Here is a 15,013-nt window from a genome sequence, read left to right on the forward strand (position 1 = left end):
ACAGCGCTAGTCGTCGGCCCTTCGCGCCGACCGCATCACAACCTTCCCATTGCGGGTTTTGACACCTTCGGCGTTCAGGCGCCGGAGGTGTTCTGTTTCAAGGCCGGGTACCAGACGTCCCGACGCGTTCACGACCCGCCACCACCCGTCGATTCCGCCCTTGGACAAGATCGCACCCACGGCGCGCGCAGCACGAGGTTTACCGGCTTCGGCAGCCACCTCTCCGTAGGTAGCTATCTCACCTGGCTCGAGAGACTGCACTACGGCCCGAACGGCCCGCTCGAACTCGCTGTCGCTCAAGGCGCGGCGTGAACCACGGCCAGCTTGCGCCGGTCGAGATACGACCCGCACACGACCAGAGCGATACCTGCAGCGATGAGGCTGACGCCCGCGACGGCCAGATTGGTCTTGAGCCCCGTGTAGGCGAGCACGTCTTGCCCAGCCGTGCCGTCTTCGCCATCGCCGGTCTGCCCCAAACCGGTTGTGGTGGTGGACCCGAGGCCACCGACGATGCCGCCCTCGGTCGTGGTGGAGATGGCAACGGTCGTCGAGGTGGCGCCCTCGGTCGTCGAGGTGACGACCCCAGTGGTGGTGGGCGCAGTGGTTGCGGGCCCAGTGGTCGACGTCGCTGGAAGGGTTGTGGGCACCGTGGTCGATGTCGCTGGAAGGGTTGTGGTGGGCCCAGCCGTGGTCGTGGTCGACGGCTCGATGACACATCGGAAGGTCACGGCCGGGTGAACGCTGTCGAAGGACGGGGCCTGGCCCGCCCAAACCGCCGTGATTTGGGTGGTGGCACCCAGGTTGATGCCGTTGATGACGATCGACGTCGACAGGTCTGCGTCGGCCAGGTCGGGGGTAACGGGGCTGGTGAAGCCCGAGTCTGTGACCAGGAACCACGACTCGTGCATCTGATCGGTGTAGGCCCCAGGAGCATGCGTGGGATCTGAGGAGACCAAGATGATGTCGTAGGTGCCCGCTGGGACCGATACGGCCACCGGGCCGAACGTCGGGTTGTTCTTCGTCAGCGGACCCTGGCCCAGGGTGTCGAAGTCGAACGAGACATCGGCGCACTGAACGGCTTCACCGTCGGCGGAAACCGGTGACACGGCGATCAACACCGCACCCGCGACGATGAGCAGAGCCGCCAACAGGTTTCGGTTGGTATTGGTGGCGCTGCGGCCCGCCCGCTTCGCGCCTCGGCCCGTCGTTGTTGACACCGTTCCACACTCCCATAGCGCCCGCAAGAGACCGATCCTAGCGCTGCGAGGGGACTACGTTGCGGCGCGGGCTTGCCCACACCACAACGTTGAACGAAGATCAGTGTCGTGCCCCCTGATTTCAACCTCGATTTCGACGAACCCACCGCAACCGTTCAGCAGGTGGCTCCGGGCCTCAGACGCGTCATAGCGAAGAATCCATCGAGGTTCACATTCCGCGGCACCGGAACCTACATAGTCGGTTCGGGTACGTCGGTTGCCGTCATCGATCCGGGCCCCACCATCGACTCGCACCTCGAGGCCCTGATGAACGCAGTAGCAGCCGACGAGGTCACGCACGTACTGGTGACCCACACCCACCGCGACCATTCGCCGCTGGCCACCCCGTTCGCTCGAAAGACGGGGGCCTTGACCTATGGTTTTGGACCCCACGGCTCGATGCCCGAACCCGACCCAACCGACACGATCGATTTCGGAATCGACGACGCAGACGAGGTCGAGGCCAGCGCCGGTGATTCGCAGGACGAAGACCATCACGATGACGGTGGCTTCGACGCCGATTTCGATCCAGACGTGAGGCTGGTCGACGGTGATGTAATCGCCGGCGACGGGTGGACCATCGAGGCCGTGCACACGCCCGGCCATACCTCGAACCACCTGTGTTTCGCATGGGACGAGGGCGCATCGCTGTTCTCTGGCGACCACGTGATGGGTTGGTCCAGCACCGTAATCTCGGCGCCGGACGGAAACATGTCGCAATACATGTCGAGCCTCCACAAACTGCTCGAGCGCAGCGAGGCCACCTATTGGCCCACCCACGGGGCGCCCATCACCAACCCCAGCAAGCACGTCTCAGACCTGGTGCAACATCGCCTGAATCGCGAGAACCAGATACTCGAGCAGCTGTCAACCGGTGTTCACACGATCCAGGAGATGGTTCCCACCCTGTACGCAGCGGTACACAAGAAGTTGTGGCCCGCGGCGGCACGCTCGGTTCATGCCCATCTGCTCGGCCTCGTCGACAAGGGCGCCGTGGTCTCCGAGAGCGGAACCAACAGGCTCACCGACCGCTATTCACTGACCTGACCAGAACGGCCGCTGCTACATTTCTTCGACGACGTCGACGGGCCTGAATCCACCGCTGCGCACGTCTCCTCCGCTACGGCAACCACCACCGGCTCAGGAGATCGTCCCAGACCATGCAAGGCCAACCCGATTCCTTGACCCTGCACGAGCAGGGTGTGCACGACCGTGCACGCGAGCTGCTGGCAGACATGCGGGCAAAGACGTCGGCGGCCGTTGCCGCAGCCGGCGCGGCCAACGAGGTCGATGCTGCAATTGCCGAATGGACCCTGCGTCGACGCCTGGCCAGCCTCGTCGACGACCCCAACGGCGTGTTCTTCGGCTCCATCGACGATGGTCGCGACGAGTTGTACGTCGGCCGGCGCCACATCGAAGACGAACGATCCGAGCCGGTTGTCATCGACTGGCGAGCCCCAGCAGCGACCCCGTTCTATCGGGCGACCATGCGGGACTCGCTCGAGCTTCGCTACCGAAAGCGCCATACGGTCGAAGACCACCGCGTCGTCGCGGTGTTCACCGAGGACTTCGACAGCGACGTCGCCGAAGGTGGCGGTGGGGTGCCCGACCCTCTGCTTGCGGAGCTGGAGCGCTCTCGTACCGGCGAGATGCGCGACATCGTTGCAACCATCCAGGCCGAGCAGGATGTTGTGATCCGCGCTCCGCTCGAGAAGACGCTGATAGTTCAAGGCGGCCCAGGCACCGGGAAAACGGCCGTTGGCCTGCACCGTGCAGCATTTCTGCTGTACGAACATCGTGAGCAACTGGACCACGAAGGCGTGCTGGTCGTAGGACCCAACCAGAGGTTCCTGCGCTACATCAGCAACGTCTTGCCCTCGCTGGGCGAACACGCCGTCACCCAGTTGACCGTCGAGGGCGTCGCCAACCCTCGGGTCTTCGCCAAGGGCGCAGATTCAGAAGAGGTCGCCATCGTCAAGGGAGACGTCGAGATGGCCGACGTGCTGCTGCGCCTGGCGCGCGACCGCATCAGCACCGCATCGATCGAGGTGCCCCTTGGGCATCGGATTCTTCGTATCGACGCCGACGACGTCGCCGGACTGATCGACGCAGTGCTGCAACCCGGTGGCGCGCTCAACTCGGCACGCGAAGGCTTTCAGCAACGGGCGGCGACCATGGCGTTGGCAGCCCGCCACGAGCGGCATCCAGATGAGCGACTGCAGATGGACGACCTGCGCAGGCGGCTTCGAGGGTCGCGCGAATGGGCTGACGCCATCTCCAAGATCTGGCCGTCGCAAAGCGGCGTCAACCTGCTGCGCCAGCTCTATTCGAGCCCGCGCTTGCGCGACCGGGTGATGAAACAAACCGCACTGGCCGATTCGAGAGATCTCCTAGCGCGCGCCAAGGCGAAAAAGGTCGGCGACGAGCGATGGACGTCGGCCGATCTGATCCTGCTCGACGAACTCGAGTGGCTGCTGAACGGGACGGCACCGATGTCGTTCGGTCACGTCATCGTCGACGAGGCCCAAGACCTGTCGGCGATGGCGCTGAGGATGATCCGCCGGCGCGCAAAACGCGCGTCGATGACCGTTCTGGGCGATCTGGCCCAGGCAACAACGCCTGCCAGCCAAAACAGCTGGGAACAAGCTGCCGAGCACCTGGGTATCTCCGACGACGAAGGCCATCCACACGCCCCCGAGATGGTCGAGTTGACCGTTGGATATCGGCTGCCCGCGACCCTGCTGGACTACGCGTCACGCCTGCTTCCGACCGCTGCCCCTGGACTGGCACCGTCGCGTTCGGTTCGTCACGGCGGCTCCGAACCGGTGCATATCCGCTGTGGTCGCGACGAGCTGCTGGAAGTGTCTGCAGATACCGCCCGACGCCTGGCCGAGGTGTTCAGGAGTGTTGCCGTGCTGTGTTGCCCCGACGAGGAGTCCTCGCTGAACGGCATGGTCGCCGAACATCCAGGCGGAGGCGAAGTCTCGGTGATCGATGCGGCGTCGGCAAAGGGTCTCGAATTCGACGCCGTAGTTCTGGTGGAGCCGGCGGCCATAGTCGACGCTTGGACCCACGGCGCCCGAGTGCTCTACGTGGCGCTGACCAGAGCGGTGCAGCAGCTTCACATAATCCACGCCAGACCGCTCCCGGCCGACCTCGGCTGAGTCCTCGAAACGGCCAAATCGGTGGCCCCTAGCCTCACAACCGGCCAGATTCCGCCGACGGAACCCCATGCGGTCGATGTCGAAAGCACGAGTTCTGGCAGCGGGTGGTGCGCTTTGTGCCCTCGTCGTCATGGGTGGGTCGGCCAACGCGGCCGATGACGATGAGCCCACTTGCGACGGCATCGGGGCCCTGGCAGGCGTCAACAGCGCCCCCCTGGCCATCGACGACGACGCTTGGGTCGAACCCAGCGGTGCCATCGCCATCGACGTCCTGGCCAACGATGTCGACTTCGACGGTGACGCTCTGACTATCTCGTCCGTCACCCCTGCGACCCACGGCGAGGCCTCCGTCGAGGACGGCAAGGTCGTCTACGAACCGGGCTTGGGTTTCGAGGGCGAAGATTCGTTCAGCTATCACGTCGACGACGGCTCGTGTGGAACCGACCAGGCGCGAGTCACCATCGTGGTGTCCAATGACAAGCCCGATGGCGGTGGCGAGGCCGATCCGGACGTCGAGCCACCTGTCACGACGCTTCCGACGTTCACCGGCTGAAGGCGATGAAGCCGAGGCTTGCCTGGCTCTTGGCCGCGCTGGCGCTGACCGCTTCGGCGTGCACCGCCACCGCGGGCGCTGCGAGCTCCTCGTCTGACCCGGACCCGGCGCAACCGGCGGTTCGCGACGTCGCCCGCGCCACCATCGAACCGATCGACTGGGAAGCGGTACCCGAGGGTGCCGCCTACATCGCCAGGGTGAAGGGCCTCACCTCGGTGCTGGACGCTCCCGGCGGCACCCAGGTGGCGCTGCTGGACCCAACCACCGACTTCGGATCTACCACGACCCTGTCGGTGGTGGGCACGCCCGGTCCTCACGACGAATGGATCGAGGTAATGCTCAACCAGCGGCCGAACGGAACCGCGGGATGGGTATGGGCAGACGACGTCGACCTGATGTGGACGACACTGCACATCGAGATCGACCTCGAACAGCGCGAGCTGCGACTGTACGACGGCGAGGAACTGTTGATTCGTGGAGAGACGGCCGTGGGCAGCCAGGCCAATCCCACGCCCACCGGCCGAACGTTTGTGACCGATCGGGTGGCTTCAACCGACCCAGATGCGCTGTACGGCCCCTTCGCCCTGGGTCTGGCGCTGTACTCGGAGGTGCTGACCGAGTACGCGGGCGGTGACGGTCAGGTCGCCATACACGGCACCAACACACCCAGATCGCTGGGCCAGGCCGTGTCTCACGGATGTGCCCGGGTGCACAACGACGTGATCATGTTCCTGGCCGGCAAGGTGCCCCTTGGCACCCCGGTGACGATCTACTGAGTCACCTACTGGGACCAGCCGGGCTGCATCGCTCAGGCCCGCATGGCTCCGTCGACGACGAACTCGTGCCCGCTGCAGTACGAAGCCATCTCGGACAATAGGAACAACACAACGTTGGCTACCTCGTCGGCCTCGGCCGTGCGAGCCATCGGGATGGTGCTGCGAAGCCGTGAGTGCCAGTCGTCGCCCAGAACGGTGAAGTGCTCGAGCATCTGGGTCTCGATGATGCCGGGATGCACGCTGTTGACCCGCACACCGAAAGGCCCCAGTTCACGCGCCGCCGCCTTGCTCATACCCCTTACCGCCCACTTGGACGCGACGTAGGCAAAAGCGGAGCCTCCGGCGCCCGACAACCCGGCGATGCTGGAGATGTTGACGATGCTCCCCGAACCGCGGTCTTTCATGGCTTCGGCCACGGCCTTCATCCCCAGGAAGACGCCGGTTTGGTTGATGTCGACGACGCGGTTGTAGTCGGCGAGCGAGGTTTCACACATCGGCCTCACCAAGAAGACACCGGCGTTGTTGACCAGGCCATCGATACGGCCATGACGGTCGAGCGTCTCGGCAACCACCTCGGCCCACCGCGCCTCGTCGACGACGTCGTGATGCATGAAGTGAGCGCCGATCTCGTCGGCCAGCGCCTGGCCCTGGTCGGTCAACACGTCGGTGATGACCACCTCGGCCCCCTGGGCCCGGCAAAGCCGGGCCTCGGCCTCGCCCTGGCCACGGCTACCGCCGGTGATCAGAACCACTCTTCCTGAAAGCAACCCCTCTGACATGGGCTGAGCCTGGCACATCGCAGGGGCGTCAGGGTAGTTCTGGGGTCTGACCTTCATAGAGCCAGGCGTCGAACAGAGTGGCCAGATCCATAGCCGACACCTCCTCGCTGACTGCGATGAAGTCTTCGGTGCCCACGGTCGAGTGGAGATTTCGCTCGACGTAGGTGCGCAAGATCTCGAAGAAGGCATCGTCGCCGACGGTGCGCCGCAGCGCGTGCAGGGTCAGACCGCCCCGGATGTACACGGTCGATGCGAACAGGTCGCCAGGACCCGGATCGCCAGGCGGGCCCCACAGGCCCCGTCCCCTGTCGGCCAGGTCGCGAGCGTGGGCATCGATGTCGAAGTCTGGGTATTTGGCGTCGCGCCAAAGCCACTCGGCATAGGTCGCAAAACCCTCGTTCAACCAGATGTCGCGCCAGCGCACCGGCGTGACGGCATCGCCGAACCACTGGTGAGCCAACTCGTGGGCGACGACATCCTCGATGATCGATCCGCGCATGATCGAGCCCGAGAACACCGACAGGGTTTGATTCTCGAGTGCTCCACCGAAATCGTCGTCGACCACCAACGCGCCGTATGCCTCGAACGGGTACGGGCCGAAGAGGTCTTCGAAGTGGTCGATCATCTCGGTGTGCATCTGGGTGATCGTGTCGGCCAGTGGGGCGAACGGAGGCGCCAGGGCATCGCGCAACACCAACCCCGAATCGCTGGTCGATTCGGTCAGCAAGAAGTTTCCGATGGCGATGGTCACCAGATAGCTGGCCATGGGATCGCGCGGCTCATAGATCCACGTCGTGGTGCCGTCTGGCAGTTCGGTCCTCGAGGTCAACAGCCCGTTGGCGATGACCTCGTCTTCGGATGGCGCAGTTATCTCGAAGCGATAGATGGCCTTGTCGCTGGGGTGGTCGTTGACCGGATAGAACCCATGGGCGCCCGATGGTTCGCTGACGACGTAACTGAACGGCCCGGCATCGATCCATCCGACCCCTGATCGCCAGGCCGGCGAGTCGACCAATGTGGGCGTGCCCTCATAGGTGACGTCGACCTCGAAGGTCGACCCGGACGCAATCGTCTCGGCCGCGAACAACACCAACTCGCCGTCCTCGTGTGCGTACTCGACAGCGATGCCGTCGACGACCGCCTCGACCACATCCATGCCGACGAAGTCGAGGCTGAAAGACCTGAGGTCCAATAGCGCCCTCGCCTGCATCGTCATCGCGCCCTGCACTGTGTCGGTCGTCGTGTCGACGTCGAGCCGCAAGTCATAGGAAATGGCGTCGTACCCCTCGTTGCCGAGCGAGGGAAAGTAGGCGTCGCCCAGGCCTGGTGCCGCATCGATTCCGTGCTCGGCCGCCGGCTGGGGTGCGCGGGTAGTCGTCGTGGATTCCGGGACCGCCGTGGTGTCAGGGGTGGTGGGTATGGCAACCGACCCGTCGATGGTCGTGGTGACGTCCTCGGCCACTTCCGACCGATCCGACGTATAGCCCTCGAGGCCGTCGTCGCCACAAGCCACGGCAAGCAGGCACACCACCGCAAAGAGCAACGCCGATCGCATGGTGGCCCAAGGTAGCGACGAACCCGGGCCTTGGTACGACGCGCTCGCGTCTAGGGGCGACGCGCCTGCGGGCTCAGTTGGCCGCCCTGCGCGACGATGAGGCCGTGCCCGCAGCGGGTCGCCGTCGCCTCTATCCGTGCAAGCGCCTCGACCGGGTCACCGGCGATTACGGCGCCAGAAACCGAACCACCGGAACCGGCCGAGTTCACCGCCACGCCCCCGATGTCGCGGTAGGTGTCGACCAACTCGATCTGCCGGACGTCCACCTCCAGAACCTCACACCGGTTCTGAAACGAACGGTTCATAGCGTCACCGAAGCCGGCGAGGTCGTGGCTGAGCAGGCACTGGTGAGCCCTTCGAGCCAGGTCGGCCGAATCGGCCATGACCGCATGCACCTGATCGAGGCGTAGCCGAGTGCGACCCAACGCCGCGTGCGACGGTTCACCCATGTCGGCTCTATAAGCCACGAAGACCACCGCAGGCAGCAGGCGCGCATCGATGGGGGTGTATCTGCCCGCAGGCCACCCGTCCACCTGTGTCATCAGGCCTGGATCGAAGTCCATCAGCAGCGGCCGGTTGTGGGCCTGCAGCACGCGGTCCTGGAGCCCGGCCGTCCAACCCAACACGTCGACCTCGGCGCTGAGGGCCATCGCAGCAAAGACGTCTGGAGAATGGTCTATCCCGGCGAATTGGGCCAGTGTCTCGATCACGCCGAGGATCACCGCACTGGAACCCGACAGGCCGACCTCGCGCGGAATCGTGGTGTCGACGAACCAGTCGAGCGAAGCGGGTACAGGCCATCCCGACCGCGTCACGACCTCTGTGGCCGCGGCCACGAGTCGAGCCAGGCCCCCATCGAGTTCGCCGGTCGGTTTGCGGCAGACAGCACCGACGGTGGCCGAGACCGAAGACAACGGTAGGCCCAGCACGGCACCGCCGTAACCATCGGAGGGATTGCCCACCAAGGCCGCCCTTGCAGGAACTCGCGATTGGGCGGTGGCGTTTGCTGCTGGACCCCGAAGACTGTTCACCGGGAACGATGCTATGACGAGAGGCCGGCCCTACAGATGAACGCCCGCAGCGACGACGACCAACGCGACGAGCACAACTGGACAGAGGCAGCCATCGAGGCCGAGCTCGAGACCGGATATCGCGAGCACACCGAGGGTGCAGCCAAGGCCCACATCGTGGTGCGGCTGGCCAGGATGACGTTGGGAACAATCGTCTGTCTGGCAGGTCTGGTGGCCATGATCGGACCTGGTCCTGGGCTGTTGTTGCTGGCGTTGGGGCTGACGATTCTGGCGCGCGATGTGGCCTGGGCCGACCGCTTGCTGCAGAAGATCCAAGACCGAATTCCAACAGACTCCGACGGCAGAATTCCTCGGTCGACACTGGTCACAATGGCATTTGTCACCGCTGCGGCAGTTGCCGGTTCGGTGTGGTGGTTCTTGCTGCGCTGACGCGAGCATTTTGCGAACGCGGCCGACTTGTGTTGAATGGTCGCCATGACTGCCACCGCCGACGGATCTGTCGATGGCCGCGTCCTGCGAGGACGTCGGAACCGCGAGGCGATCGTCGACGCACTGATTCAGCTCTACAGCGAAGGCCAACTGCGCCCAACCGCGGCAATGGTTGCCGAACAAGCAGGACTTTCGACCAGGTCGGTGTACCACCACTTCGACGACATGAAGTCGCTGATTCTCGAGGTGTCGGCACGAAGTGAGGCCGAGTGGAGAGCCGCCACACGCCCCCCTGCCGCAGACATGCGTCTCGACCAGAGGCTTCAGAGCTTCGCCGAACACCGTTTCACACGCTGGTCGATCACGGCCCCAGTTGTCAGGGCCGGTCTGGTGGCCGAGAACCGTTCGGCAACGGTTGCTTTCATCATGCAGCGTGGCCGGCAGATCGATCGGGCCGAGATCGCGTCGACCTTCGGTGCCGAGATAGCCGACACGCCGGACCCCGAGGCCACCCTCGGCGGGCTCGACGCTGTTTTTGATTTCTCCACATGGGAGCGCTTACACGCGACGTCGGGCCTGAGCCGAGCGGCCACCATCGGCGTCACGGTGAAGCTGGCGGGCGCGCTTCTCGGCTGAGGCCGAAGCGTCGGTTTGCGTCCATACTCGATGGGCATGGACAAGCTCAGCGCGCTGACGGCCCGCCGCGTGGCGATCAGGGCCCACGGGCTGAGCAAGCCGCGACCGCAGGGGCGTGTCGATCGGAGGCATCTGCGCAAGGTGCTCGACGACATCGGCCTGGTCCAGATCGACTCGGTCAACGTCTTGGCGAGGTCACACCATTTGGTCCTGTATTCCAGGCTGGGCGACCACGACGATTCGGTTCTGACGAGGCTGGCCGACGACGGATCGCTGGTCGAGGGCTGGGTGCACGAGGCGTCGTTCCTGCCCGCCCAACACCATCACCTCTTCCACTGGAGGCGCGACGAAGCGCGACGTTTCGTCGGTGTGCGACCCAGCACCAGGGCATGGGTCGAGGAACACCAAGCTCTGATCGACGATGTTCTCGAACAGGTTCGTGACAATGGCCCAATCGGCGCAGGGGACCTCGATCAGCGATCCGGACGCCGGGGCCCGTGGTGGGGTTGGGACGAGGCAAAGATCGCAATCGAGTGGCTGTTTCGAATCGGCGATGTCGGTGCGACGAGGGGCGCCCAGTTCGAACGCCGCTATGACCTGATGGACCGGGTCTTGCCCGAGTGGGCGTCGCGCGAGCCCACCGATCGAGAGGTGGCTCACCGCGAACTGGTGCGCCTGGCCACCCGACATCTGGGTGTGGCATCGATCGGCGATATCACCGACTACCACCGGCTCAAGAAGACCGATGTGAAGCGACACGTCGCCGAGTTGGTGGCCGACGGCGAGCTGGTCGAGGTCGCAGTGGAAGGTTGGACTGAGCCGGGCTACCTCATGGCCCACACCAAGCCGTCGAGGACGGTTTCACAATCGGCGCTCGTCAGCCCGTTCGACCCCCTCGTCTGGCACCGACCCGCGCAGAGCGACTGTTTGGGTTCCACTACCGGATCGAGATCTATGTTCCAGCGCCGAAACGCAAGTACGGCTACTACGTTCTGCCCTTCTTGCACAACGACGCCATCAGGGCGCGGGTCGACCTCAAACACGACCGCCAAGGTGGCGCCTTGTTGTGTCGCGCTGCGTGGGGGGAAGCCAGCGACGACGACCCCGCCGACACGGTCAGAGCCCTGGCTCAAGAACTGAGACAACTGGCCGACTATATTGGTACGGACAATGTTAAGGTCAGCCGGGTAGGTGACCTGTCGGGAGCCCTCGATGCAGAGTTCTGAAACCCCGGTTGCGGCCGAACGGAGACCGATGAATCCTCCAACCCCCTCAAAACCCATTGGCCTACCGTGGGCTCGCACACTTCGCCGCGGCTGTCGCATGCAGTGCCCGGTGTGTGGGCGGGGGAAGCTGTTCACCGGCGTTTTCAAGATGATCGAGGACTGCCCGCAGTGCGGCCTGCACTACGAACGCCTCGAGGGCCACTGGCTCGGGGCGCTGGCCGTCAACACCATGGTCACCTTCTTCATGTTGTTTGTGGCACTGGGCGTGACGCTGATCGTCTTCTACCCAGAGTTCCCGATCGCGACCATGCTGCTGATCCTTCTTCCCATTGCGATACTGGCGCCGCTGGTCATGTTCAGGCCGACTCGCACCTTCTGGATGGCGATGGATGCCATCTTGCGCCCGCCCCAGCCCGGCGAGGTGCACGACGAGTACTTGCCCGAGAACCAGCTGGCCGAGAAATCGTCCTAAACGGGTTGCGAAACGTAATCGTTCGGTCCATCATTAGTCGCTCCTTCGAACAGGGTCGTACGGCCTCGTTCGAACTGCGGTTGGTCCCGTGGTGAAGTTTGGAGTTCACGCCGGCCTGTCAAGCCGGAGGTCGCGGGTTCAAATCCCGTCGGGACCGCGGTCGGGTAGCTCAGTCGGCAGAGCGACCGCCTGAAAAGCGGTAGGTCACCGGATCGACGCCGGTCCCGACCACTGCACGACGAACCCGGGCTTCGGTCCGGGTTCGTTCAGTTTTTGTCGGTTGCTGCCAGGGCTGTTTCGGGCGCAGCGACCTGCCAGAACGCCTCGCTCAGAACACGGTCGATCGACTCGAGTCTCGACTCGACAGGCGACGTGTTCCACGAGCCGGCTAGCCGAACCATCCATTGGGCGGTTTCGGTGCCCTGGTCGCTCCTGACCGCCGCGACCTCCACCAGTGCCGGCAGAAACTCGAGTCGCCTCTCCAGTTCGGCGCGCAGGTTCGACCTTTTGACCTCGTAGGCGGCGAGGCTCTGGGCCAGCAGGGTCTGGTTCGTCGCTGACGATCCGCCCGAGGCCTTGAACTCGAGCGACCGCCCATCGCGACCGATCCTCACCACCACGGCCTCGGGTACGGCCGCCGCGGCCAGTTCGAGGTCTGCCTCGAGGCCGCCCGGACCGTCGAGCCAGCCATCGACGGGATCGGTGATGACCAGGCGGGCAGAGGCTGTCGAATCGATCGAAGACTGGCGTATGAGGGTTGCGCCAACCGCGCCCGACATCACCAGAGCCAGAACCACCATCGTGACCACATCGAGATTGGAAAGCCGCTCGGATCGACTCTGCCCGCTCACATACCCAACGAGTACCAGCTCCCGCCGCCCAAAGTGATGCACGCGCCACAGACTGTCGCCCAAATGCAAAGAACCTGGTGCTGATCATCTCTGCGACGATCATCCTGTTTCAACATCGTCGAGAACGTGGCGACGTCGGGAATCAAGTGAGCTGCTATCACTAGCGCGGTGATCGAGCCGACTCTTGTGACCATCGAGGGCCAGCGGCTCTCGGCAACCGTGGCCGTCAGCGACAAGATGCCCGAGATAGTCAGCATCGGGCCCGCCTTCTCGCCTTCACGAGAACTGCTGGGCAGGGCGGTCGCGCACGGTGGGCTCGACGAACCGGTTCCGCTGGGCATCGTGGCCGAAGAATCGAACGGTCACATGGGCCGGCCCGGGCTCATGGGCATGCGCAGCGACGGTACGGCGTGGTCGCCGAGGTTTGGCTGTGTCGCGTATGAGGCCGATACCACGCGCCTTTGGGTCAAGTTGCATGACCCCATCGCCCAACTGGAGCTCGAGATCGAGTTGGTGATCGACGACGTGCTGGTGGTTCGCACCTCGCTCACCAACACCGGCCCTTCGATCTACGTGCTGTCGAGGCTGTCGCCGTCCATTCCGGTGCCGGCAACGGCCACCGAGCTGGTGTCGTTCCGGGGGCGATGGGCACGCGAGTTCTCGTTGTGTCGCGAGCCGTGGACAGGGCTGCGGGTGGTCGAGAACCGCCGCGGTCGCACATCGCATCAGAGCGCTCCGGCGCTGATAGCGGGCACCGCCGGGTTCGGCGAACAACACGGGAGCTTGTGGGGGGTGCAACTCGCATGGAGCGGCAACCACGAACTCGCCGCCGAGGTTCTCGCCGACGGCAGACGGCACATACAGGCCGGCGAGCTGATCGCTCCTGGCGAGGTCATGCTCGAACCGGGGCAAAGCTATTCGATGCCCGAAGTCGTCGTCGCGTGGTCGAACTGCGGCCTCACCTCCCTCAGCCAGGCCTTCCACGCACACGCCCGCAGCTTCCTGCCGATCTCGAGGCCAAGGCCGGTCAGCCTCAACACGTGGGAAGCCGTCTACTTCGACCACGACCTGGAACGGCTATGCGCTCTGGCCGATGCAGCCGCTCAGGTTGGCGTCGAGCGGTTCATCCTGGACGACGGCTGGTTCGGCGGACGACGCAACGACCGAGCCGGTTTGGGTGACTGGTGGGTCAGCCCCGATGTCTGGCCAGAAGGCCTCGACCCCCTGATCGACCGCGTAACCGTCCTCGGGATGGAGTTCGGCCTGTGGGTGGAGCCCGAGATGGTCAACCCCGACTCGGAGCTGTACCGGGCACACCCCGATTGGACGTTGACAACTCCGGGCTACGTGCCTCTTCAGGGTCGACACCAGCTGGTGCTGGACCTCGGGCGTCCCGAGGTGGCAGATCATCTCTTCGCCTCGATCGACGCCCTGTTGCAGCGGTATCCGATCGGCTATCTCAAGTGGGACATGAACCGCGACATCGTGCAGGGCTCGCACGGGGGCCGGCCAGGCGCTCGCGGCCATGTGATCGGTCTGTATTCGCTGCTCGATCGCATTCGCGAAGCCCACCCCCAGGTCGAGATCGAGAGCTGCGCCTCGGGAGGTGGGCGCGCCGACCTCGCCGTGCTGCGGCGCGCCTGTCGAATCTGGACGTCGGACTGCAACGACGCTCTCGAACGCCAGGCAATTCAGCGAGGCTTCTCGGTGCTGTTCCCTCCTGAGGTCATGGGTTCTCACATAGGTCCGGCCACCTCCCACACCACCGGCCGAACCCAGACGCTGGCTTTCAGGGCCGCCACCGCCCTGTTCGGCCATTTGGGCATCGAGTGGAACCTGCTCGAGGCCGGGGAAGAAGACCTCGCCCGGCTGGCCGCAGCGGTCGCCGCCCACAAACGTCTTCGGCCTCTGCTGCACAGCGGCAATGTCGTACGGCTGGACCACCCCGATCCTTCGGTGGTGGCCCACGGGGTCGTCTCACCCGACGCCACACAGGCGGTGTTCTGCCTTTCGCAGGTTGCGACAGGCAGCAGCGAGTTGCCGCTGAACTTTCACCCGGTCGGGCTGGATCCGCACGCCGAATACGTCGCTTCGCTGGCATCAGAGCTCGGGCTGCCGCGCCGGGCAGCACGGCGCAAGCCCCCGTGGTTCCCGGGGCCCGTCCGCTCCAGCGGTAAGACGTTCGAGCGTCAGGGCCTTCCATTGCCTCCTCTCGACCCCGAGACATGTCTGATCATCGAATTCACCGCCGTCAACTGAGCGCTCCATTAATCCCATCGATGTTG

The 15,013-nt window shown here is 64.8% G+C and carries 15 protein-coding genes and 2 tRNA genes; 11 read left to right on the forward strand and 6 right to left on the reverse strand.

Features of this window, described 5'->3' with window-relative positions:
* Positions 1–6: 6 nt before the first annotated feature.
* Complete coding sequence (locus tag R2770_11385; protein ID MEZ5281064.1) at positions 7–300, reverse strand: MGMT family protein; 294 nt, start codon at positions 298–300, stop codon at positions 7–9.
* Positions 297–1,217, reverse strand: a complete 921-nt coding sequence (locus tag R2770_11390; GenBank protein ID MEZ5281065.1) for a hypothetical protein — start codon at positions 1,215–1,217, stop codon at positions 297–299. The genes R2770_11385 and R2770_11390 overlap by 4 nt, the downstream gene beginning before the upstream one ends.
* Before the next feature lie 108 nt (positions 1,218–1,325).
* On the opposite strand from R2770_11390, the gene R2770_11395 reads away from it, so the two are divergent.
* The 4 genes from R2770_11395 (at position 1,326) to R2770_11410 (ending at position 5,749) form a co-directional block, all read left to right on the forward strand.
* On the forward strand, positions 1,326–2,303 hold the full coding sequence (locus tag R2770_11395) for an MBL fold metallo-hydrolase (protein MEZ5281066.1): 978 nt from the start codon (positions 1,326–1,328) through the stop codon (positions 2,301–2,303).
* A 113-nt stretch (positions 2,304–2,416) separates the two neighbouring features.
* Positions 2,417–4,420 carry an AAA family ATPase gene (locus R2770_11400; GenBank protein MEZ5281067.1) on the forward strand — a complete coding sequence of 668 codons (2,004 nt, stop codon included), beginning with the start codon at positions 2,417–2,419 and terminating at the stop codon, positions 4,418–4,420.
* A 76-nt stretch (positions 4,421–4,496) separates the two neighbouring features.
* Positions 4,497–4,973: an Ig-like domain-containing protein gene (locus R2770_11405; protein ID MEZ5281068.1), complete on the forward strand. Its 477-nt coding sequence runs from the start codon at positions 4,497–4,499 to the stop codon at positions 4,971–4,973.
* A gap of 5 nt (positions 4,974–4,978) precedes the next feature.
* Positions 4,979–5,749, forward strand: a complete 771-nt coding sequence (locus tag R2770_11410) for a L,D-transpeptidase (protein ID MEZ5281069.1) — start codon at positions 4,979–4,981, stop codon at positions 5,747–5,749.
* 32 nt (positions 5,750–5,781) lie between these two features.
* Here R2770_11410 and R2770_11415 read toward each other — a convergent pair whose 3' ends face one another.
* From R2770_11415 to R2770_11425, 3 genes are read right to left on the reverse strand one after another with little or no spacing between them, the layout of a single operon-like run.
* The gene (locus R2770_11415) at positions 5,782–6,528 is read right to left on the reverse strand and encodes a glucose 1-dehydrogenase (GenBank protein MEZ5281070.1); all 747 of its coding nucleotides are present in this window, start codon (positions 6,526–6,528) and stop codon (positions 5,782–5,784) included.
* 28 nt (positions 6,529–6,556) lie between these two features.
* On the reverse strand, positions 6,557–8,083 hold the full coding sequence (locus R2770_11420) for a M1 family metallopeptidase (GenBank protein MEZ5281071.1): 1,527 nt from the start codon (positions 8,081–8,083) through the stop codon (positions 6,557–6,559).
* A gap of 50 nt (positions 8,084–8,133) precedes the next feature.
* Entirely contained in the window at positions 8,134–9,114 is a 981-nt protein-coding gene (locus R2770_11425) for a hypothetical protein (GenBank protein MEZ5281072.1), read from the reverse strand.
* 36 nt (positions 9,115–9,150) lie between these two features.
* Here R2770_11425 and R2770_11430 point away from each other — a divergent pair, with 36 nt between their 5' ends.
* From R2770_11430 to R2770_11455, 6 genes are all read left to right on the forward strand, one after another.
* Entirely contained in the window at positions 9,151–9,543 is a 393-nt protein-coding gene (locus tag R2770_11430) for a PGPGW domain-containing protein (GenBank protein MEZ5281073.1), read from the forward strand.
* 45 nt (positions 9,544–9,588) lie between these two features.
* Entirely contained in the window at positions 9,589–10,179 is a 591-nt protein-coding gene (locus tag R2770_11435) for a TetR/AcrR family transcriptional regulator (protein MEZ5281074.1), read from the forward strand.
* Positions 10,180–10,215: 36 nt separating this feature from the next.
* Positions 10,216–11,319: a crosslink repair DNA glycosylase YcaQ family protein gene (locus R2770_11440; GenBank protein ID MEZ5281075.1), complete on the forward strand. Its 1,104-nt coding sequence runs from the start codon at positions 10,216–10,218 to the stop codon at positions 11,317–11,319.
* A gap of 183 nt (positions 11,320–11,502) precedes the next feature.
* Positions 11,503–11,877, forward strand: a complete 375-nt coding sequence (locus R2770_11445) for a DUF983 domain-containing protein (protein ID MEZ5281076.1) — start codon at positions 11,503–11,505, stop codon at positions 11,875–11,877.
* 82 nt (positions 11,878–11,959) lie between these two features.
* Positions 11,960–12,034: transfer RNA gene (locus tag R2770_11450), tRNA-Asp, on the forward strand.
* 1 nt (position 12,035) lies between these two features.
* Positions 12,036–12,108 (forward strand) — tRNA-Phe (locus R2770_11455).
* Between the two features lie 35 nt (positions 12,109–12,143).
* Here R2770_11455 and R2770_11460 read toward each other — a convergent pair.
* Complete coding sequence (locus R2770_11460) at positions 12,144–12,728, reverse strand: hypothetical protein (GenBank protein ID MEZ5281077.1); 585 nt, start codon at positions 12,726–12,728, stop codon at positions 12,144–12,146.
* A 168-nt stretch (positions 12,729–12,896) separates the two neighbouring features.
* Here R2770_11460 and R2770_11465 point away from each other — a divergent pair, with 168 nt between their 5' ends.
* Complete coding sequence (locus R2770_11465) at positions 12,897–14,987, forward strand: alpha-galactosidase (GenBank protein ID MEZ5281078.1); 2,091 nt, start codon at positions 12,897–12,899, stop codon at positions 14,985–14,987.
* Positions 14,988–15,013: the final 26 nt, after the last annotated feature.

This window comes from Acidimicrobiales bacterium, from assembly GCA_041394185.1.
GTDB lineage: Bacteria > Actinomycetota > Acidimicrobiia > Acidimicrobiales > Poriferisodalaceae > JAAETH01.